Annotated in this window: 21 protein-coding genes; 6 read left to right on the top strand and 15 right to left on the bottom strand. The window is 39.0% G+C overall.

Annotation, left to right across the window (positions count from 1 at the left end; genetic code table 11):
• Together AQ505_RS03555 and AQ505_RS03550 are read left to right on the top strand one after the other, a co-directional pair.
• Nucleotides 1–393, top strand: a complete 393-nt coding sequence (locus AQ505_RS03555) for a hypothetical protein (RefSeq protein ID WP_157262181.1) — start codon at nucleotides 1–3, stop codon at nucleotides 391–393.
• 8 nt (nucleotides 394–401) lie between these two features.
• The gene (locus AQ505_RS03550) at nucleotides 402–953 is read left to right on the top strand and encodes an NUDIX hydrolase (RefSeq protein WP_082461398.1); all 552 of its coding nucleotides are present in this window, start codon (nucleotides 402–404) and stop codon (nucleotides 951–953) included.
• Nucleotides 954–1,040: 87 nt separating this feature from the next.
• Here the strand turns inward: AQ505_RS03550 and dnaA are convergent, their stop codons facing one another.
• The 3 genes from dnaA to AQ505_RS03535 form a co-directional block, all read right to left on the bottom strand.
• Entirely contained in the window at nucleotides 1,041–2,471 is a 1,431-nt protein-coding gene (dnaA, locus tag AQ505_RS03545) for a chromosomal replication initiator protein DnaA (protein ID WP_062546912.1), read from the bottom strand.
• 194 nt (nucleotides 2,472–2,665) lie between these two features.
• On the bottom strand, nucleotides 2,666–4,213 hold the full coding sequence (locus AQ505_RS03540; RefSeq protein WP_062546911.1) for an acyl-CoA mutase large subunit family protein: 1,548 nt from the start codon (nucleotides 4,211–4,213) through the stop codon (nucleotides 2,666–2,668).
• A 2-nt stretch (nucleotides 4,214–4,215) separates the two neighbouring features.
• Nucleotides 4,216–4,743, bottom strand: a complete 528-nt coding sequence (locus AQ505_RS03535) for a DUF7935 family protein (RefSeq protein ID WP_062546910.1) — start codon at nucleotides 4,741–4,743, stop codon at nucleotides 4,216–4,218.
• A gap of 88 nt (nucleotides 4,744–4,831) precedes the next feature.
• Here AQ505_RS03535 and AQ505_RS03530 point away from each other — a divergent pair, with 88 nt between their 5' ends.
• Entirely contained in the window at nucleotides 4,832–5,185 is a 354-nt protein-coding gene (locus AQ505_RS03530; RefSeq protein WP_062546909.1) for a HesB/IscA family protein, read from the top strand.
• Nucleotides 5,186–5,295: 110 nt separating this feature from the next.
• Nucleotides 5,296–6,528 carry an ABC transporter permease gene (locus tag AQ505_RS03525; RefSeq protein WP_062546908.1) on the top strand — a complete coding sequence of 411 codons (1,233 nt, stop codon included), beginning with the start codon at nucleotides 5,296–5,298 and terminating at the stop codon, nucleotides 6,526–6,528.
• A gap of 71 nt (nucleotides 6,529–6,599) precedes the next feature.
• On the opposite strand, the gene rfbB is transcribed toward AQ505_RS03525, so the two are convergent.
• From rfbB to AQ505_RS03500, 5 genes are read right to left on the bottom strand one after another with little or no spacing between them, the layout of a single operon-like run.
• Complete coding sequence (gene rfbB / locus AQ505_RS03520) at nucleotides 6,600–7,655, bottom strand: dTDP-glucose 4,6-dehydratase (RefSeq protein WP_062546907.1); 1,056 nt, start codon at nucleotides 7,653–7,655, stop codon at nucleotides 6,600–6,602.
• 36 nt (nucleotides 7,656–7,691) lie between these two features.
• Complete coding sequence (locus AQ505_RS03515; protein ID WP_062546906.1) at nucleotides 7,692–8,258, bottom strand: hypothetical protein; 567 nt, start codon at nucleotides 8,256–8,258, stop codon at nucleotides 7,692–7,694.
• Nucleotides 8,259–9,281: a UDP-glucose 4-epimerase GalE gene (gene galE / locus AQ505_RS03510; protein WP_062546905.1), complete on the bottom strand. Its 1,023-nt coding sequence runs from the start codon at nucleotides 9,279–9,281 to the stop codon at nucleotides 8,259–8,261.
• A 9-nt stretch (nucleotides 9,282–9,290) separates the two neighbouring features.
• Nucleotides 9,291–10,280, bottom strand: a complete 990-nt coding sequence (locus AQ505_RS03505; RefSeq protein WP_062546904.1) for a UDP-glucuronic acid decarboxylase family protein — start codon at nucleotides 10,278–10,280, stop codon at nucleotides 9,291–9,293.
• A complete protein-coding gene (locus tag AQ505_RS03500; RefSeq protein ID WP_062546903.1) occupies nucleotides 10,280–11,590 on the bottom strand; it encodes a UDP-glucose dehydrogenase family protein in 1,311 nt (436 codons plus the stop codon). Before AQ505_RS03500 ends, AQ505_RS03505 begins: the two co-directional genes overlap by 1 nt.
• Nucleotides 11,591–11,653: 63 nt before the next feature.
• Here AQ505_RS03500 and AQ505_RS03495 point away from each other — a divergent pair, with 63 nt between their 5' ends.
• Nucleotides 11,654–12,871 (top strand): 3-deoxy-D-manno-octulosonic acid transferase, encoded by a 1,218-nt coding sequence (locus AQ505_RS03495; RefSeq protein ID WP_062546902.1) that lies wholly within the window; start codon nucleotides 11,654–11,656, stop codon nucleotides 12,869–12,871.
• Nucleotides 12,872–12,916: 45 nt separating this feature from the next.
• On the opposite strand, the gene hemH is transcribed toward AQ505_RS03495, so the two are convergent.
• From hemH to AQ505_RS03470, 5 genes are all read right to left on the bottom strand, one after another.
• Nucleotides 12,917–13,933, bottom strand: a complete 1,017-nt coding sequence (gene hemH / locus AQ505_RS03490) for a ferrochelatase (protein WP_062546901.1) — start codon at nucleotides 13,931–13,933, stop codon at nucleotides 12,917–12,919.
• 90 nt (nucleotides 13,934–14,023) lie between these two features.
• Complete coding sequence (locus AQ505_RS03485; protein ID WP_062546900.1) at nucleotides 14,024–14,872, bottom strand: 4-hydroxy-3-methylbut-2-enyl diphosphate reductase; 849 nt, start codon at nucleotides 14,870–14,872, stop codon at nucleotides 14,024–14,026.
• Between the two features lie 80 nt (nucleotides 14,873–14,952).
• Complete coding sequence (locus AQ505_RS03480; RefSeq protein ID WP_157262179.1) at nucleotides 14,953–15,912, bottom strand: glycosyltransferase family 2 protein; 960 nt, start codon at nucleotides 15,910–15,912, stop codon at nucleotides 14,953–14,955.
• On the bottom strand, nucleotides 15,909–16,532 hold the full coding sequence (locus AQ505_RS03475; RefSeq protein ID WP_062546898.1) for a 1-acyl-sn-glycerol-3-phosphate acyltransferase: 624 nt from the start codon (nucleotides 16,530–16,532) through the stop codon (nucleotides 15,909–15,911). The genes AQ505_RS03480 and AQ505_RS03475 overlap by 4 nt, the downstream gene beginning before the upstream one ends.
• A gap of 37 nt (nucleotides 16,533–16,569) precedes the next feature.
• Nucleotides 16,570–17,079 (bottom strand): phosphoribosyltransferase family protein, encoded by a 510-nt coding sequence (locus tag AQ505_RS03470; protein WP_062546897.1) that lies wholly within the window; start codon nucleotides 17,077–17,079, stop codon nucleotides 16,570–16,572.
• Nucleotides 17,080–17,213: 134 nt separating this feature from the next.
• Between AQ505_RS03470 and AQ505_RS03465 the strand changes: the two genes are divergently transcribed.
• Nucleotides 17,214–17,930: a head GIN domain-containing protein gene (locus tag AQ505_RS03465; RefSeq protein WP_062550871.1), complete on the top strand. Its 717-nt coding sequence runs from the start codon at nucleotides 17,214–17,216 to the stop codon at nucleotides 17,928–17,930.
• A 66-nt stretch (nucleotides 17,931–17,996) separates the two neighbouring features.
• On the opposite strand, the gene AQ505_RS03460 is transcribed toward AQ505_RS03465, so the two are convergent.
• Entirely contained in the window at nucleotides 17,997–18,404 is a 408-nt protein-coding gene (locus tag AQ505_RS03460) for a hypothetical protein (RefSeq protein WP_062546896.1), read from the bottom strand.
• Nucleotides 18,405–18,410: 6 nt separating this feature from the next.
• The gene (gene rlmD, locus AQ505_RS03455; RefSeq protein WP_062546895.1) at nucleotides 18,411–19,919 is read right to left on the bottom strand and encodes a 23S rRNA (uracil(1939)-C(5))-methyltransferase RlmD; all 1,509 of its coding nucleotides are present in this window, start codon (nucleotides 19,917–19,919) and stop codon (nucleotides 18,411–18,413) included.
• Between the last annotated feature and the right edge of the window lie 97 nt (nucleotides 19,920–20,016).

Here is a 20,016-nt window from a genome sequence, read left to right as displayed (position 1 = left end):
ATGCTTAGAAGAGACTTAATGACCGCTGAGATTCAAAAACTGGCTCAGGTACTCGCCCGAATTATGGGACTAAAATTAGAAGGAAAACTACAGGCAGCTGAAGATCTTTTCAAAGAATCCTTACTTAAAGAATTTGAAATCACCGAAGAAGAACTGCTAACTTATACTCAGGAGGAATTCAACACCTTCCTTCTTTCTAAAGAATTTCCAGCAGAAAAACTGGATATGTTTAGCCAATTCCTTTATGCAGACCTAGCTCCTTCCCAGCAAACGGGAAGGAACAAACTGATTGCAGAAAAATTACAACTCATTTATAAAATGCTGGAGAAGCAATACCATATCATCAGCATGACCAACATGGATCGACAAAAAAAGATCCAGCAATACCTTTAATCCTTAACATGGAAATACTAAAATGGCAAAAGATTTCATCCAGATATCTGGTGAAAGAACGATGGGCAACTTTACGCATAGATACCTGTAAGCTCCAAAATGGAACAACAAAAGATGATTATTATGTACTAGAATACCCAAACTGGGTGAATGCGGTGGCATTAACCGAAGACAATGAGATCATCATGGTGCGTCAATACCGTCATGGTGCAGATATTATCTCACTGGAAATCCCAGGTGGAGTGATTGATGGAGATGAAAAGCCGGAAGATGCAGTAAAAAGAGAATTACTGGAAGAAACCGGCTATACCTTCAAAACGATCAGTCACCTAGCTACACTTTATCCAAATCCCGCAACCTCAGATAATGTCACTTTTACCTATTTCCTCACCGGAGGTGTTAAAACACAGGAACAGCACCTGGATGAACATGAAATCCTGACCGTAGAGAAATACAGTATTCCAGCAGTTAAACAACTACTAATGGACAATCAAATTGCTCAATCTTTACACGCTTCTGCCTTGTTTTATGGCCTGATGAAGCTGGAAGCGATGAAATAATTACTTAGATTTATCCTCTAATAAAAAGGCGCCGCTGAAGTTTAAAAACTTTAGCAACGCCTTTTTTTGTAAACAACCCACTAAAAGCTAGGTCATTTTTAGTTTCTTTTGAATATCATGCACATAGCCCTTAAATTTTTTGTCTGTATCAATTAAGTCTTCTACCGTCTGACAGGCATAAATCACTGTCGAGTGATCTCTGCCACCAAAAAATGCTCCTATGGTTTTTAAAGAAGACTTCGTATGACTCTTAGATAAATACATGGAAATCTGTCTGGCTTGTACGATTTCACGTTTTCTTGTAGGAGATTTAACCATATCTGCAGGAACTTCAAAATATTCACAAACTAATTTCTGAATATATTCCATGGAGATCTCTTTTGAAGTGTTTTTGATGAAGTTCTTCAACATTTGCTTCGCAAGATTCAAGTCAATATCTTTTTTATTTAAAGTAGACTGCGCTAAAAGGGAAACCATTGCACCTTCCAGCTCCCTGACATTATTATCAATATTATGCGCTACATATTCTACAACTTCATTAGGAAGCTCAATGCCATCGGCATACATCTTCTTTCTAAGAATCGCAATCCTGGTTTCCAGATCTGGAATCTGAAGATCGGCCGATAATCCCCATTTAAAACGACTCAGCAAGCGTTCTTCTAATCCGGCCAAATCTTTAGGCGCTTTATCAGAAGAAAGGATCACCTGCTTTCCTGACTGGTGTAAATGATTGAAAATATGGAAGAATATATCCTGAGTTTTTTCTTTCCCTGCAAAATTATGTACATCATCCATGATAATAACATCCATTGCCTGATAAAAATTCACAAAATCATTAATGGTGTTATTTTTTAACGAATCAACAAACTGTTGGCAAAATTTTTCACAAGAAACATAAATCACCAATTTATCTGGCATGTTTCGTTTAATCTCATTGCCTATCGCTTGAGCTAGATGAGTTTTACCCAACCCTACTCCACCATAAATCATTAAAGGATTAAAGGAAGTCCCACCTGGCTTAGCAGCAACGGCATAACCCGCCGAACGTGCTAAACGATTACAATCGCCCTCTATATAATTGTCGAAAGTATAGTTAGAATTCAATTGAGGATCTACGGTCAGTTTCTTTAACCCTGGTATGATAAATGGATTTCTGATGTCTTTATTGATAGAAACCGGAATCGGCATGGTTTGAAACTTAGCCTCCGCCCCATTGCCATTACTCGGCATATTGGTGGTATAAGGAGAACCGCTTTTCGAAGATTTGTCTACCACAATATTATATTCCAGTCGGCCGTCATCACCAAGCTGCTTCTTAACTGTCTTTCGCAGCAGTCCAACATAGTGTTCTTCCAGCCATTCATAGAAGAATAAACTCGGTACTTGTATTGTTAAAACATTGCCATCCAACTTAAGAGCGGATATTGGCTCGAACCAGGTTTTGAAACTCTGGCCGGGTATGTTATCCTTTATAATTTGGAGACAGCTTTTCCATACTTCGGTACAAGTTTTTTCCATTTTTATGATACAATTAGTTGGTTAACAGGGACGATATGGACACATTGATAATGCCCTTTCGAGATATCGAATATTCAAAAAATTATCAACAAAAAAAACTAAATTTTAATATATTCAGTAAGCACTTAAATAGCAGAGAATTAGCATACTTAACCTGAATTTATTATGTGGATAACTATTTTTTAACATACCCTTTAATATTCACCAAAAACACTACGCATCACATCAGAAACCTCACCTAGCGTCGCATATGCCTCTACAGCTACCAGAATAAAAGGCATTAAGTTTTCTCGTCCTTTTGCAGCGCGTAATAAATCGTTCAAAGCTTTTTCCACAGCTGCCGAATCCCGCTCAAATTTCAACTTATTTAACTTGTCTGTTTGAATGGTTCTTATCGACTCATCGATGGTAAATACATCATTAATTCCTTCTTTTTCCTGAGTGAATTTATTGACGCCAACGATGACTCTGCTGCCATCTTCGATCTCCAATTGATATTGGTAAGCGGCATTACCGATTTCATTCTGGATATATCCATTTTCTATAGCATTCACTGATCCGCCCATAGCATCAATTTTATCAATATAAAGCTGTGCGGCAGTTTCAATTTCATCAGTTAGGTTTTCCACAAAGAAAGAACCTGCCAATGGGTCAACTGTATCTGTAATTCCACTTTCAAAGGCAATGACCTGCTGTGTACGCAGAGCGATTTTAGCTGCTGCCTCTGTAGGCAGTGATAGTGCCTCATCGTAACCATTTGTATGTAGAGACTGTGTACCACCCAGCACTGCTGCCATGGCCTGACTGGTCACCCTGATCACATTATTTAACGGCTGCTGTGCGGTTAGCGTAGAGCCGCCCGTTTGTGTGTGAAAACGCAGCATCTGTGCTTTTTCATCTGTAGCTCCTAAATCTTTAGTGATTTTGGCCCACATCCTTCTGGCTGCACGGAACTTAGCGATCTCTTCAAAAAAATTATTATGACAATTAAAGAAAAAAGAAAGGCGTTTTGCAAAGACATTAATATCCAGCCCTTTTTCTAAAGCCGCATTTAAGTAAGCCTTACCATTTGCCAGAGTAAAAGCCAGCTCCTGCACTGCTGTAGAACCTGCTTCCCGGATATGATATCCTGAAATAGAGATTGTATTCCATTTGGGCACTTCTTTGCTGCAGTATTCAAAAATATCTGTAATGATCCTCATAGAAGATTTAGGAGGATAGATATAAGTTCCTCTTGCTGCATATTCTTTTAAAATATCATTCTGTATTGTTCCAGAAATCTGCCTGATATCGGCACCCTGCTTTTTTGCCAGCGCGATATACATAGCCAGCAGAATAGAGGCTGTGGCATTGATGGTCATTGAAGTGGTAATCTTTTGAAGTTCAATTCCATCAAATAGGATCTCAATATCTTTCAAAGAATCTATGGCTACTCCTACTTTTCCGACTTCCCCTTCAGACATTTCATGATCAGAATCATATCCAATCTGCGTGGGCAGGTCAAATGCAACAGATAAACCCATGGTCCCTTGTTTCAACAGGTAATGGTAGCGCTTATTCGATTCTTCAGCAGTAGAAAATCCAGCGTACTGACGCATCGTCCAAAGACGACCCCGATACATATCCTTTTGAATCCCTCTGGTATAAGGAAACTCTCCAGGCAATTCCGTCATCGGTTTTGCGCTGGTATATAATTCTTTGATTTCTATCCCTGAAGTGGTCGTAATCTTCTTCTTTTCCATAATTAAAACAATTGATGAATATCCTTTTTAATCAGATCCAGCGTCAAATCATAAGGATTATCTGCAATTTCTGCCATCTGCTGCAGCACTTTTTTACTTAAATCCATTCCTGTAGCTTGCTCAGGTAGGCCCTGAACGCCATTATTCACCATCGCTAAAGTATCATCCTTTAGTTTACGAATTACATTCCATATTCTTTCAGAAACATACAGCTGCTGCGTCACATTGTGCTGATACTCAGACCTGATTTCATTCAAAATCGCTGCTTGAAGTTCTAGCACAGAAATCCCAGGCATATATACCCGAAGCAATAAATTACTTGGGTTAATTCTTTCTACAAATACAATTAAGCGTTCATGAGCTTGAAGGCGCAAAGCAAATAACTGTGTTCTTTCGTCTTTCTTACTGGCAAATCTCCATCTAAAATATTTATCAATGTCGTTCTTGATCAGATAGTAACCTACAGAAACGGTCACTACTCCGGCAACTGTTATGGGCACTACTGCTGTTAATATAGATTCTATACTCATTCCTTTGTTTAAATACCGTAATAATTAGCGATAACCCTGACAAAAATGTACATTTTATTTATATTTGTTATTCCTAATTTTAAATAACATGAGTAATACAGTTGATACCGCATTTGCACCGGTTACCTTTACAGAAACTGCTGTAAAAGAACTTTTTAAGTTAAAAGACCAACAAGAAATCGCTGACGACTTCGGCTTACGTGTAGGAGTAGAAGGTGGTGGCTGCTCAGGAATGAGTTATGTTTTAGGTTTCGATCAAAAAAAAGAAGGAGATCAGGAATACATCATTGATGGCATCAAGGTTTTCATGCATAAAGCACACCAGATGTATCTAATGGGCATGCAGGTAGATTGGCAAGACGGACTAAATTCAAGAGGATTTACGTTCAACAACCCTAATGCAGCCAGCACATGTGGCTGTGGCACCAGCTTCTCTGCTTAAATAGATTTTTATATAGGAATTAGGTTTCCTTTGTAACATTATAACAGGTCTCGTTGTCTTAACAACGGGACTTTTTATTTTTATCCCTTCAAGAATCTTATTTCTAAAGAATGACCTATACAGAAAACGTAAGAATTGCCATACAATCTATAAAAAGTAACCGGTTGCGTACCATGCTGACCGCGTTGATCATTGCGATAGGTTTATCTGCTTTAGTAGGAATTCTAACCACCCTGGATGCGGTTAAAACCAGTATGACAGAAGCTTTTTCCAGCATGGGTGCCAATTCGTTTACTATTAGAAATCGCGGAGTAGGCATCCGGATCGGAGGAGGTGGAAAAAGACCTAAACCCTTCAAGACCATTCGTTACGAAGATGCAATTGCCTTTAAGAACCAGCTAAAAACCCCTGCAACAGTAGCCATCAATGTCATGGTAACTTATGGTGCCACCATCAAATATGGAACGGAAAAAACCAATCCGAACATTAATATTCAGGGAATTGATGAAAATGGAATGAATTCTATGGGACTTGAACTCACCTCTGGCAGAAATTTTACTACCACAGAAGTGGAGAACGGAAATAACGTATGCATCATCGGAAGTGAGGTCAGTGAAAAATTATTCAAGAAAGAATCTCCTATTGATAAAATCATTAACGTTGGTGGTACCCGACTAAAAGTAATCGGTTTACTGGCTTCAAAGGGATCCAGTATGGGGTTCTCTGGAGACAGAGCCGTTTATGTCCCTTTATTAAAGGCCAAGAAAATTAATTCTAATGGGAATCCTTCTTACAATATAGTGGTGATGGTGCCCAACAATGAGATGCAGGAAGACATTATTGGAGAAGCTACCGCTGAATTCAGAAACATTAGAAAAGTTAAAGTTGCAGAACCTAATAACTTTGAGATCATAAAAAGTGATGCCATTGCCCAAACCCTATTTGAGAACTTAAAATATGTGGTATGGGGCGGAATTGCGATTGGTGCGATTACTCTGATTGGTGCCTCTATTGGCTTAATGAACATCATGCTGGTCTCTGTTACGGAACGAACAAGAGAAATAGGCATCAGGAAAGCGATTGGCGCAAATCCATCCGTGATCCGTAAACAATTTTTAATTGAGGCGGTGATTATATGTCTGATGGGAGGTGCATTTGGAATCTTCCTCGGAATCACCATAGGGAACGTAATCTCATTGGCAATGGGAGGCTCCTTTATCATTCCATGGCTGTGGATCTTTGGAGGATTCGTACTTTGTGTACTTGTTGGTATCATGTCTGGTTATTACCCGGCTAAAAAAGCATCCAAATTAGATCCTGTGGAAGCCTTAAGATATGAGTAATTATAAAACTTCATAAAAACAATAAAGGCCATCTCTTAAAGATGGCCTTTATTGTTGATCAGCAGCAACTATTATCTGCCTTGATATTGTGTTTCGTAATAAGCTTTGTAGTTTCCAGAAGTCACATTCGAAAGCCATTCTTCATTTTCCAGGTACCATTCTACTGTTTTCTCCAGTCCTTCTTCAAACTGAAGACTTGGTACCCAGTTTAATTTGTGCTGCAATTTCGTAGAATCGATCGCATAACGCAGATCATGTCCAGCTCTATCAGTCACAAAAGTGATCAACTTCGCAGAATCACCAGCTGTTCTGTTCAGCTTACGGTCCATGATGTCACATAATAAATGGATCAAATCGATATTTTTCCACTCGTTATGTCCACCGATGTTATACGTTTCACCCGTTTTTGCACCATGAAAAATCACATCAATCGCACGTGCATGGTCTTCTACCCAAAGCCAGTCTCTCACATTCTCTCCTTTTCCATAAACTGGAACAGGCAAGTTATTCTTGATGTTATTGATCGCTAGAGGGATCAATTTCTCAGGGAAATGGTGAGAACCATAGTTATTTGAGCAATTAGAAATGACCACATCTAAACCATAAGTATCATGGTAAGCCCTCACAAAATGGTCAGAAGATGCTTTTGAGGCAGAGTAAGGACTATGCGGATCATAAGCAGTAGTTTCTGTAAACATTCCGGTTTCACCCAATGCGCCATATACTTCATCAGTAGACACATGGTAGAAACGTTTCTTATCATAATCACCTTTCCAGTGTGCTCTGGCAGCATTCAAAAGGTTAACCGTACCAATTACATTGGTCATTACAAATGCAGTTGGATCAGCAATTGACCTGTCTACATGAGATTCGGCGGCCAGATGGATGACTGCATCAAAATTCTCCTGTTCAAATAAATCGTTCATGGCTACAGCATCAGTAATATCTGCTTTCACAAAGCGATAATTTGGCAAATCTTCTACATCTGTTAAGTTTGCCAGGTTTCCTGCATACGTTAATACGTCAAGATTTAGGATTTCATAATCCGGATAGTTGCTCACAAAGCGGCGTACTACATGTGAACCAATAAATCCAGCGCCACCCGTGATTAATATTTTCTTTTTCATTTCAATAGGTATTTCATTTTAAATACTCGGTATACCTTAAATTTCTTTAGGCAAACCTAATTCTTCAGCAACAGGAGCTGTTTTATGCTGATACAATTTTGCTAGAACTTCATTAAAACTTGGTTTAAGGTCAAATTGAGTTTCCTCGTGCATTTTGAGGTACTTATTATATACTGAAAACACAGACTTAGCAAAATAGATCATTAACTTTTCATTGAACTTATGCAGTGCAGAAAATACCCCTTCATTAAAATCAATGGGAATCCCTTTGAAAAGATGAATTCGCAATTCAATTTCAGAGTTCAAGTCTTTCGTCACTTTAAAATGGTGGGTAATACTGCCGTTTAGCTTCCTCATTTTAAGTAACGCTTCTTTGGCATTCCTTCTTCTATTGGACATCAGCTCTTCGATTTCCTCATCAATACGGCCGCTAAGCTGCTCCTGCCTGTCTACCAAATCCTGCTCCCCTTCCATTAATAAAAAATGCAAGTGTTCCGTCAGGATCTTATCTTTCGCGATCAACCGGAGCAACAGCTTATCCTTTTCCTTTTCAGGAAGGGATTTAATTTCCAGCTTGAGGTCTTTATGCTCGCTCAATAACATCTAAAATGGGTTATCTTTTAAATATTTCTCCCAGTTCCATGCAGAAGACATCATCTCATTGATATCACGTTCAGCTGTCCACCCTAAATCTTTAGCAGATTTAGTCACGTCACCCCAAACTTTTTCAATATCACCTTCTCTTCTTGCACCAATGGTATAGCTTAATTTTTGACCTGTTGCTTTTTCAAAAGCCTCAATCACCTGTAATACAGTAGTACCTGTGCCTGTTCCTAAATTGAAAACTTCATAATTTGTTTCCGCATGATTGTTTTCCAATCTTTGGATTGCAGCCACATGCGCTTTAGCTAAATCTACTACGTGGATATAATCTCTGATTGCGCTGCCATCTGGGGTATCGTAATCATTTCCATAAACAGTAATCGGTCCACGTTTTCCGATAGCAGACTGCGTAATAAAAGGAACCAGATTTTGTGGAACCCCGATTGGCAATTCGCCGATTAATGCAGAATCATGTGCCCCTACCGGATTAAAGTAACGCAAAGCAATCACATTTAATTCAGGCGTTACAGCACAGCTTTCCTGCAAAATCTCTTCCGCGATCTGTTTGGTGTTGCCATAAGGAGACTCTGCTTTTTTAACTGGTGCAGCTTCCGTTACTGGCAGTACATCTGGCTGACCATAGACTGTACAAGAAGAAGAAAACACAAGATTTACCTTACTATTAAAGCCATTGATGACATTAATCAAAGAATAAAAATTGTTTCTATAGTACTTTAAAGGCTGTTGAACAGATTCACCTACTGCTTTAAATGCAGCAAAATGAATTACTCCTGAGATGTCCGTATTTGCTGCAGCGAATGCTTTTACTTTTACTTCATCACATAAATCCAATTCAACGAATTCAGGTACTCTTCCGGTAATGGTTTCAATCTGTTTAAGGATTTTCGGATTAGAGTTAGAAAAATCGTCAACGATCACTACGTCATATCCAGCATTGTAAAGCTCAACGACAGTATGTGATCCAATAAAACCGGTACCACCAGTTACTAGTATTTTCGACATTATTATATATTAGCGGTTATAAGTTGTAAAATCTTTATGTTCTTTATTCACCAATGCTTCTGCTGGCAAAGATTTGAAATATTCATAAGTAATCTTCAAACCCTCTGCCCTGCTCACTTTAGGCTCCCAGCCTAAAAGTTCTCTGGCTTTAGTAATATCCGGACGTCTTTGTTTAGGATCATCAACGGGCAAATCACGCAGCACTAATTTCTGTGTGGTACCGGTTAGCTTAATAATTTCCTCACCGAATTGCTTGATGGTGATCTCATCAGGGTTACCGATGTTCACTGGCATGGCATAATCACTCAGCAATAACCTGTAAATACCTTCCACTAAATCATCCACATAACAGAAAGAACGGGTTTGAGAACCATCACCAAATACGGTCAGGTCTTCTCCACGTAATGCCTGTCCGATAAAAGCCGGTAAAACACGGCCATCATTCAGACGCATTCTTGGACCATAAGTATTGAATATTCTTACAATTCTGGTTTCTAAACCATGGAAAGTATGGTAAGCCATAGTCATTGCTTCCTGAAAACGTTTTGCCTCATCGTAAACCCCTCTAGGACCAACTGGATTTACATTACCCCAATATTCTTCCGGCTGTGGATTTACATTTGGATCTCCATATACTTCAGAAGTGGAAGCGATCAGCATCCTGGCATTTTTACTTTTTGCCAGACCCAATAAATTATGTGTACCTAATGAACCTACTTTTAACGTTTGAATTGGTATTTTTAGATAGTCAATCGGACTTGCCGGTGAGGCGAAGTGTAAGATATAATCCAAATCCCCTGCTACATAAACGAATTTTGATACGTCATGGTGTGCAAATTCGAAATTTTCCAGTTTGAACAAATGTGCAATATTCTCAAGGTCTCCGGTGATCAGGTTATCCATTGCGATCACATGATAATCTTCTTTAATAAAACGATCACATAAATGTGAACCCAGGAAGCCTGCTGCTCCGGTAATCAATACTCTTTTACGTCCCATTAATCTATTAATTTACGGCCAATACTATTATAATAATAACCCAAATCGATCATTTTTTCCAGGTCATATAAATTACGTCCATCAAAAATCACTTTATTACCCAGGTTTTCTTCCATTTTCTCAAAATCAGGATTTCTAAAAACAGACCATTCAGTAGCGATCAATAGTGCATCTGCATTTTGCAAAGCTTCATACTGATCGGCAACGAAGCTGATTTTATCACCTAGAAGACGTCTCACATTCTCCATTCCTTCCGGATCAAAGGCAGCAACAGTCGCACCATGTTTCAGCAGTTCATCGATAATATACAACGCTGGAGCTTCGCGGATATCATCAGTTTCTGGTTTAAATGCTAATCCCCACAAAGCAAAATGCTTGCCTTTCAGGTCACCTTTATAATATTTCAACAGCTTGTCTACCAAAACTGTCTTTTGTTTCTCGTTTACCTCCATCACCGCTTTCAGGATCTGGAAATCATATTGATGCTCATCGGCAGATTTAGCTAAAGCCTGAACATCTTTAGGGAAGCAGCTTCCTCCGTAACCGATTCCAGGGAAAAGGAAACGCTTGCCAATTCTGGCATCAGAACCAATTCCTTTACGTACCGCATCTACATCAGCATCCACAATCTCACAAAGGTTTGCGATTTCATTCATGAATGTAATCTTCGTAGCCAGGAAAGAATTGGCTGCATATTTTGTCAGCTCAGAAGAACGCTCATCCATAAACAGGATCGGATTTCCCTGTCTCACATAAGGCCCGTACAATTCAGCCATTAACTTCTGTGCTCTTTCACTTCTTGTACCGATCACCACGCGATCGGGTTTCATGAAATCTTCTACAGCTACCCCTTCACGAAGAAATTCAGGATTAGAAACCACATCAATTTCTATGCTCGTGTTGGCTTCAAAAACCGCACGCACTTTATCTGCTGTCCCTACTGGAACGGTAGATTTGTTGACAATCACTTTGTACTCTGTAACCAATTTGGAAATATCTTTTGCTGCACCAAGGATATAGGAAAGATCGGCAGCGCCATCACCTCCGGGAGGAGTTGGTAAAGCCATAAATATAATCTGTGCATCCTGAATGCCATGAGCCAGATCTGTCGTAAAAGTTAACCTTCCCTGAGCAATATTTCTATGAAATAACACGTCAAGGCCTGGTTCATAGATGGGTACCTGACCATCCTGCATCTTTTTAACTTTAGCAGCATCTATATCTACACAAATTACTTTGTTTCCAGTTTCTGCTAAGCAGGTACCAGTTACCAAACCCACATATCCTGTTCCAATAACAGCTATTTTCATATATTAATTACGTTTTAATTTTAATGAAGTATCTTCGGCTAAGATAATAAATAAACACACAAAATGCTTTGGCTTTATAATATAGGAATCTCTTTTTATGGATTAGTGCTGCGCGTATTTTCCTTATTCAACACAAAAGCCAAACTGTTTATCGAGGGTAGAACTCAACTTTTTGAGCAAATAGAAAAAACACTGGATCCTTCTAAAACCAATATATGGTTTCATTTCGCTTCATTGGGCGAATTCGAGCAGGGAAGACCTGTTTTGGAAAAGATTAAAACCCTTTATCCCAATAAAAATATCGTCGTTACCTTCTTTTCTCCTTCGGGATATGAGATCAGAAAAAACTATGCTTTGGCAGCTGGTGTTTTTTATCTGCCTTTAGATACTGAGGCAAATGCCAAAAAGTTCATTGCAGCGATTAAACCTGAAATTGCCATCTTCACCAAGTATGAATATTGGTATCATTATTTCAAAGTCTTGCATCAGCACAACATCCCTTTATATGTGATCTCCGGAATTTTCCGGCCAGATCAGATATTTTTCAAATGGTACGGCTCCTTTAACCGGAAAATCCTAAGTTTCGTCACCCATTTTTTCGTTCAAAACCAGGAGAGCGTTGACTTATTAAAAAGAATCCATTTGGAAAATGTAAGTTTAAGTGGAGATACCCGTTTCGATCGTGTGGCCGAAAATGCACAATCGCCAAAAACCATTCAGGAAGTCGCAGATTTCTGCGGATCAGATCCAGTATTTATTGCGGGCAGCAGCTGGCCGGCAGATGAGCAGTTGATCGCTGTTCTTATTGCCCAGCACCCAGACTGGAAATTCGTCATTGCACCTCATGAAACAGACGATTCACATATTGCAGCACTGAGAAAACTTATTCCCGCAGCAATTACGCATTCCGAACTATTAAAAGGAAGTAAAAAAATTGCCAAAACCCTAATTATAGACAACATCGGCATGCTTTCGTCGCTTTATCAATATGGTAACATTGCCTATATCGGTGGAGGATTCGGGGCAGGCATTCACAACACACTGGAAGCTGCTGCTTATGGAATTCCCGTAATTTTTGGTCCTAAATATGCTAAGTTCCAAGAGGCAAAAGACCTGATTGAAATTGGAGCAGCAATTAGTATTGAAACAGAAAGCGATCTTTCTGCCGCTTTTCTACAATTCCAAAAGAATGCAGCTGCGGGAAAGATCGCCCAGAAGTATGTACAGAATAAAACCGGTTCTACCCGTCAGATCCTGGATTATATTACTCGTAATTTCTAATTCATCATCAGAAACTATTGTTTACTATCAGTTATGAAATGATGTTTATGATGGTTTCACCATTTCAACTAGCGCATCAATAAATTTGGGGTCGTCATTTAAGCTGGCTACCAACTGAACTTCTTCACCGCCGAGAGCTCTGAACTCTTCATGATATTCCACGCTTACCTCATAAAGTGTTTCTAAGCAATCTGCCACAAAAGCCGGACAGAATACCAAAAGTCTCTTTTTACCTTTTTCCGCAAGTTCTTTTAAAACATCACTGGTATAAGGCTGTACCCAAGGTTCTTTTCCTAATCTCGATTGGAAACATACAGAATACTTTTCAGCAGGAATGTTCAATCTTTTAGCGATTAATCTGGCGGTATCATGACACTGTGCAGAATAGCAAAACTTGTTCACATTGGTCAAGGTACTGCAGCAATCGTCTTTTTTCAAGCAATGCTGGCCGGTATGGTCACATTTTTTTAATTGTCTTTCTGGCAGGCCATGGAAACTAAATAAGATCTGATCATAACTTTCCGGCTGATACTTTTGCGCATTCTCAGCGAAAGTATCTATCATCAATTCATTATCATGGAAAGAGTTGATGAAGCTGATTGGCGGAACCGTTTGCCATTTGCTCACCAGTTCCATTACCTTTTGGATCACCGACCCTGTACTTGCAGAGGCGTATTGCGGGAATAATGGAATCACTTGGATACTTTCTACCAATCCAGCTTTTAGCCTGTCCAGACCAGAAGCAATGGAAGGATTTTGATAACGCATGGCCAATTCAACCTGGTATTCCTCGCCAAGTTTCTCCTGAAGCATCGCTGCCTGGATTTTGCTGTAATATAACAAAGGCGATCCATTTTCATCCCAGATCTCCTTGTATAACTTAGAAGTTTTAGGGCTGCGAAAAGGAACAATAATTCCTTTCACCAATAATGTTCTCTGAAATGCGTTGATATCAATCACACGCTCATCCATCAAGAACTCATCAAGATATGTTCGTACATCACTTACTTCCGGACTATCCGGAGTTCCTAAATTCACTAGCAGTATGCCCTTTTTTCCCATAATTTTAGCAAAAATAATTAATCAAATGATTATAACCCGGTATCTCTACTGGGAAAACCAATAATTACTTTTTTATGATGTAATAATGTATTAATAAGATTCTAAAGTTGATTTTACCTGTTCCATTAGCCACATTGGCGTAGAAGTGGCCCCACAAATCCCGACCTTATCATTTGCAGCAAACCAACTCTGATCGATTTCTTCCACATTTGAAATAAAGTAGGCATTGGGATTGTATTTTTTGCAGACATCGTACAAGACCTTTCCATTTGAAGATTTCTTGCCCGATACAAAGATGATCTTATCAAAATCAACCACAAATTTCTCCAGATCCCCATAACGATTAGACACCTGGCGACAAATGGTATCATTTGCTTTCACTTCATATCCTCTGCTCAGCAGCTGATCTTTGATGTGGTAGAATTTATCCGTGCTTTTGGTCGTCTGACTATATAAAGTGAATTTTGAAGGTAAATCCACATGATCCAATTCTGCGAGATCCTGAAATACGATGGCTTTCCCATCTGTTTGTCCTTGTAAACCGATCACTTCCGCATGACCATGTTTTCCGAAAATCAGAATCTGCTCATCGTCGTCATGCGAATTTTTAATCCTGTTCTGCAATTTTAACACTACCGGACAAGAAGCATCAATGAGGATCAGGTTATTTTCCATCGCCAGCTGATAAGTAGAAGGTGCTTCCCCATGTGCTCTGATCAAAACCTTTTCATTTTTCAAGGTCTGCAGCTGCTCATGATCGATGATACGAAGTCCTTTAGCGGTTAATCGCTTTACCTCTTCATCGTTATGCACAATGTCGCCGAGGCAATATAAATAATCTTCATGGTCTAAAATATCTTCAGCCATATCGATTGCATATACTACTCCGAAACAAAATCCTGATGCTTTATCTATTGTGACGGCTAAATCGTATCCCATAAATTATTTAATAAGTGACCTCATACAGTCACAAAATTACATAAAAAGAGTTTGATATGCTATTTCTGACGTCTGATATGCTAATTCTTAGACTTAAATACAGCAAGAAAGCTTTTCCAGCATTGATGAACCACCAGCCAGGTTAAGCTGATCATTTGTAATGGATGGTACAAGATGGATGGAAAAGGTTTTTGCGCAGTCAGATAAGCGATCATCATTCTTGATAAAAAGATCAGCCCATAGGGCAGCAGCAGAAATACAGGGGCTAAAGTAAGCGCCATGGCAATTGGGCCGCCGATTACTAATATTAGATAGGAAAGGGCAACGATCGGCTGCTGATTGAAATTAAGCATCAGGCGCCCTGAAACACCAGCTACATCAGGCTTACTTTCTTTCTGATAGATCAATTTATTTCCCAGCAGCAAGTCCGCATTTAGCTTTTCCTGTTTGACCATTTTCATGATTTCGAGCGCAGCTTGATTGGAAGATTTAAGGGCCTCATCCCATTCGTATTGGCGATAAATCTCCGCATCAAAGAACAAACAAGCACCATTTGCCATAGAAAACGAAGGATGTTTCAACAGGCGAACTAACCTTAAAGGAAATAAATTCAATAATACAAAATCTGTCAGGGGATACATGCAGTTGGCTATAAATCCAGAAATTCGGGGAGTAGGAATCACACTCAGCATCGCGAGTTTAAACACAGTAGTCCGATAAATCAGACTGTTAATAAATCCTCTTTGAATTACAGTGTCTGCATCCAGAAATAGAAAGTAAGCAGCTTTCTCTGCGACAACGACATCGGGGCTATGAATCGGCTGAATTAAGATCTCATAATTTTTATAATCCTGTGCGGATAGGCTGGCGATCAATTTCTCTGCTTCTTCTTCAGATTGATGAACTTTTATGATGATCAGCACTTTGTCTGTAAAAGACCTGCCATAATTCCCCATTTTAGGGTTAGAAAGAAAATTAAACAGAGTAACTGAAAAACGAAGGACCAAAAAGACGAGTACGATATAAAGAAAAAAGATCATGCAGACTTTTTGCTTTGTCTATGAATTGCCCCATTGTAATGTTTGTTGTATTCTCTTTTCAGCAGCTGCAAGCTGATATACTCTTCCGCCACCCAGGTACAGAGATAACTTTTTGCCATTGGCTTTCTTTTGTCAAAATAATCAGTAAGTGTAGCAGAAAATACCACTTGAAATTTCTTCTTTGAAGCATTGATCAATTGCATCACCCCTTTTTCAAAAGAGATATTGCTCACATAACTGGTGTAGAGCTTCCCCTGAGGAAATAAAAGGACTAAGTTTTGAGGATCATCTAATAGCTGTCCGGCATAAGCCAGTGTTTTAACCACATCTTTCCCCTTCACTTTGGAAGCAAAAGCACCGAGATATTTTAAATACCATCGCCGCTGATAATCTTCTTCGCTGACCAGCACATGGAATTCTTTCTTAAAAACGACCTTATTCAATTGAAACATTAGGAAACCATCCCACCAGCTAAAATGATTGGCGAGGAGCAATATCGCCTCGTCCTCCTTTACCTCCAGCCGGTCGTAAGTATAGCTTGAAAAATCCTTTTTTATGATATAAGCGCTATACCAAGAAAAGAATTGAAAAATTAACTTGCTTTTACGGGAAGGGTACATCTCTCTAAAATGAGAAAAATATGCCTTAAATCCAAGATTAACTTAAATAAACGCGATCCTCTTCTCCTGCTACATCAATCACTACATCTACATGTTCCTTTAAAACAGTAGCCATCTGTAAGCCAACAAAATCCGTTGCAATAGGGAATATTTTATGGCTTCTATCTACCAATACTACGGTTCTGATCTTTTTATGCGGGGTATTCAGGAAAACACCCAATCCATAAGCTAATGTTTTTCCGCTATTCAGTACATCGTCAACTAGGATGATGACTTTATTTTTCCAATGGCTCTCATCAAGATCCGTATTGGCAACTAGCTTGCTATTTAAGCGATCCAGCTCAATTTTCAACATGGTAATTTTCAAGTCTGAAATCTTGGCCAATACTTTCTTTAGTCGAAGGGCAACTTTATACCCACGATCCCATATTCCAGCCAATACAATTTCCTTCTCATTCAGGTTATCTTCCAGTATCTGGTAAGCAATCCTATTAATCTTTTGTTGTATCTGCTTCTTGTCAAGAATAAGCAATTGAGATTCTGCCATTTGTTATTTACTAGTTTATACTACAAAAAGAACGATTTTAAGGGGTATATTCAAATATTTAAAAAATAAATTCCAAATCCTGCAACGTTTAGGCAGGAATGGTGTCTAATCCATGTAACCAAATCAGAAATCCCATGAAAAGCACCTTACTATTTAAATCAGCACTACCTGTACTTTTAGCTTTTTCCATCTTAACGATACCAGCAAAAGCACAGCAAGACAAAAATATCCCTTTAACGAATTACAATGAAGTTACTGTTTCCAGCGGAATAGACCTTTATCTTACCCAGAGTAATTCTGAGAACATTAAAGTGACTGGCCATGAAGAGATTTTAAAAAATGTGATAGTTGAAAAGAATGGCTCAGGCTTAAACATCAAATACAAGGATAATCAAGGCTGGGGAAGAAAGTTTAAAGGACAAAGCGTTAAGGTTTATGTGAACTATAAAACCTTGAAAGCCATTACCGCTAGCGGCGGCAGTGATGTTTATAGTCAGAATACCATTAAAACACCAAAATTAAGTCTGCGTGCTTCTGGTGGGGCCGACCTTTCTTTAGACATCCAGGCGGATGATCTGGAAGTGACGATAAGCGGCGGTTCAGATGCAAAACTTAAAGGAACAGTGAAAAATATGATCATAGAGAGCAGTGGCGGCAGTGATGTACATGCTTACCAGCTGATCAGTGATTACGCAAAAGTAACTTCCAGTGGTGGTTCAGATGCGAATGTATATGTAAACAAAGGATTAGAAGCGAGTGCAAGTGGCGGCAGTGATATCCATTATAAAGGAAATGCAGCATTGAATAAGACCTCTAACTCAAAAAGCGGAGATGTGATTCATGTAAAATAATTTAGACCATTAGTTTTTAGTTTATCCCTACACAGGTATTACCTGGTAGGGATTTTTTATGGTCTTTTATTTTTTATAAGGATAATAAATGAAGTTTGCGCCTTCAGGAACAATCACAAATACACACATAAATTCCTGTGGTTTTTTATAACTTTTCAAGAATAGTGCTTTCTTCTCAGGGTTGATAATCCCTTTTTGCACAAACTCATCCAAGGTCGAAGCCTGAATGGTCCAGTCGGTATTTAACTCCGTTCTGTCCAGGATCATCTCTCCTATGGAAACTGTATGCTGGTGTGCTACAAAGATTGGATGCGTAGAAATCCCTTCATTGAGAATCGCGATGGATACCTCTTTGATCGAATCTGAATACAATTCCAGGTCTTTTTCTAAACTCACCAATGGACTTACTTTCTTTTTATCCTCTTTTTTACCTTCTTCAGGGTCCTGCAGAGGCAATAACTCTTCAATATCCATTTTTATCTAATTAGCTTCTGCTACTTCAACAGTAGTCAGACCGGTAAATTTTAACAGCACTACGTTTTCAACATGCTGTGTATGCGGGAACATATCTACAGGTTTGATGCGTACTACTTCATATTTCTCTTTTAACAGGGCTAAATCTCTTGCCTGGGTCGCTGCATTACAGCTCACATACACAATTTTCTCTGCTTCCATCTCTAGCAATCTGGCTACAACATCTGCATGCATACCTGCTCTTGGTGGATCTGTGATCACCACATCAGGTTTACCATGCGCTGCAATAAAATCAGTGGTTAAAATATCTTTCATATCACCTGCATAGAAGGTGGTATTGTTGATTCCGTTTAAATTCGAGTTGAATTTAGCATCTTCAATTGCCGTAGGCACATATTCAACACCAATTACCTGCTTCACGCTACCTGCTACAAAGTTGGCAATCGTACCAGCACCAGTATATAAATCGTATACCAGTTCATCTCCGCTGAAACCAGCAAACTCTTTCGTAATCTTATACAATTCAAAAGCTTGTAAAGAGTTGGTCTGATAGAATGATTTCGCACCAATTTTGAATTTCAGTCCATTCATTTCTTCAAAGATGTGGTCTCTTCCTGCGTAAGTAATTACTTCCTGATCGAAAATAGTATCATTTTTCTTCTGGTTGATGATGTATAAAAGAGAAGTCACTTCAGGGAAGTTCACTTTCAGGTATTCCATCATACCATCTACCTGTGCTTGTTCCACGTATGCGAACACCACCACAACCATTACTTCACCTGTAGAAGAGGTACGGATGATCAGGTTTCTTAAAGCACCTTCATGGTTACGCAGATCATAGAAGCTGATTCCATTTTCCAAAGCATAACTTCTCACTTTATTTCTCAAAGTGTTGGAAGGTTCTGCCTGTAAATAGCAATGCTCAATGTCTAATATTTTATCAAAACGCAAAGGAACGTGGAAACCTAAAGCATTCATTTCCATTTCCGCTTTTTCTGGGGAAGCGATCTCTTCAACTACAGCATGCTCATCAGCTGAAGCTTCAGCATCTGCAATCACCGGCATATCTGCTTTATTTAGCCAGCGTTTATTTGAAAAGGTATATTCTAATTTATTTCTATAGTATTTATTCTCTGCTGATCCTAAAATCGGCTCCATGGAGGAGATATCAATTTTAGCCAGCCTTTGCAAAGCGGCTTCTACATTTTTCTGTTTAAATGTCAATTGAGCACTATAGTCCATGTGCTGCCATTTGCAGCCGCCACAAGTACCAAAATGCTGACAAAATGCATCCGTTCTCAACTCAGATTTCACATGTATAGCCTCAATTACGGCCTCAGCGAAATTCTTTTTCTTTTTTACAACACGAACATCAACGACATCGCCGGGTACGGCTTTATCCACAAATACCACCAACTCATCTGCTTTACCTACTCCCTTGCCTTCTTCGGCAATATCAATAATACTTAAATTGGGGATAATGGTTACCGTTCCGGATTTTCTATTTCTACTCATTATGCCGCAAATTTAAGTTTTTTTTCATTGCGTTGTAAATGTTTTTCAATGATGATCAGGTAGATCAGTTCTAAATTGAGCAGCAGTTATGGTCAGG

Source organism: Pedobacter sp. PACM 27299 (genome assembly GCF_001412655.1).
In the GTDB taxonomy this organism is placed as follows: Bacteria; Bacteroidota; Bacteroidia; order Sphingobacteriales; family Sphingobacteriaceae; genus Pedobacter.
The sequence above is the reverse complement of the archived record's forward strand: the minus strand, read 5'-3'. Positions and strand labels throughout refer to the sequence as shown.

Bases quoted from the DNA above. Each gene is read 5' to 3' on its own strand.
- AQ505_RS03525 (WP_062546908.1), top strand. From the start codon at position 5,296: ATGACCTATACAGAAAACGTAAGAATTGCCATACAATCTATAAAAAGT.
- AQ505_RS03475 (WP_062546898.1), bottom strand. From the start codon at position 16,532: ATGTACCCTTCCCGTAAAAGCAAGTTAATTTTTCAATTCTTTTCTTGG.
- AQ505_RS03530 (WP_062546909.1), top strand. From the start codon at position 4,832: ATGAGTAATACAGTTGATACCGCATTTGCACCGGTTACCTTTACAGAA.
- dnaA (WP_062546912.1), bottom strand. From the start codon at position 2,471: ATGGAAAAAACTTGTACCGAAGTATGGAAAAGCTGTCTCCAAATTATA.
- hemH (WP_062546901.1), bottom strand. From the start codon at position 13,933: ATGGGAAAAAAGGGCATACTGCTAGTGAATTTAGGAACTCCGGATAGT.
- galE (WP_062546905.1), bottom strand. From the start codon at position 9,281: ATGTCGAAAATACTAGTAACTGGTGGTACCGGTTTTATTGGATCACAT.
- AQ505_RS03550 (WP_082461398.1), top strand. From the start codon at position 402: ATGGAAATACTAAAATGGCAAAAGATTTCATCCAGATATCTGGTGAAA.
- AQ505_RS03500 (WP_062546903.1), bottom strand. From the start codon at position 11,590: ATGAAAATAGCTGTTATTGGAACAGGATATGTGGGTTTGGTAACTGGT.
- rlmD (WP_062546895.1), bottom strand. From the start codon at position 19,919: ATGAGTAGAAATAGAAAATCCGGAACGGTAACCATTATCCCCAATTTA.
- AQ505_RS03465 (WP_062550871.1), top strand. From the start codon at position 17,214: ATGAAAAGCACCTTACTATTTAAATCAGCACTACCTGTACTTTTAGCT.
- AQ505_RS03460 (WP_062546896.1), bottom strand. From the start codon at position 18,404: ATGGATATTGAAGAGTTATTGCCTCTGCAGGACCCTGAAGAAGGTAAA.
- AQ505_RS03515 (WP_062546906.1), bottom strand. From the start codon at position 8,258: ATGTTATTGAGCGAGCATAAAGACCTCAAGCTGGAAATTAAATCCCTT.
- rfbB (WP_062546907.1), bottom strand. From the start codon at position 7,655: ATGAAAAAGAAAATATTAATCACGGGTGGCGCTGGATTTATTGGTTCA.
- AQ505_RS03555 (WP_157262181.1), top strand. From the start codon at position 1: ATGCTTAGAAGAGACTTAATGACCGCTGAGATTCAAAAACTGGCTCAG.
- AQ505_RS03495 (WP_062546902.1), top strand. From the start codon at position 11,654: ATGCTTTGGCTTTATAATATAGGAATCTCTTTTTATGGATTAGTGCTG.
- AQ505_RS03535 (WP_062546910.1), bottom strand. From the start codon at position 4,743: ATGAGTATAGAATCTATATTAACAGCAGTAGTGCCCATAACAGTTGCC.
- AQ505_RS03480 (WP_157262179.1), bottom strand. From the start codon at position 15,912: ATGATCTTTTTTCTTTATATCGTACTCGTCTTTTTGGTCCTTCGTTTT.
- AQ505_RS03470 (WP_062546897.1), bottom strand. From the start codon at position 17,079: ATGGCAGAATCTCAATTGCTTATTCTTGACAAGAAGCAGATACAACAA.
- AQ505_RS03485 (WP_062546900.1), bottom strand. From the start codon at position 14,872: ATGGGATACGATTTAGCCGTCACAATAGATAAAGCATCAGGATTTTGT.
- AQ505_RS03505 (WP_062546904.1), bottom strand. From the start codon at position 10,280: ATGGGACGTAAAAGAGTATTGATTACCGGAGCAGCAGGCTTCCTGGGT.
- AQ505_RS03540 (WP_062546911.1), bottom strand. From the start codon at position 4,213: ATGGAAAAGAAGAAGATTACGACCACTTCAGGGATAGAAATCAAAGAA.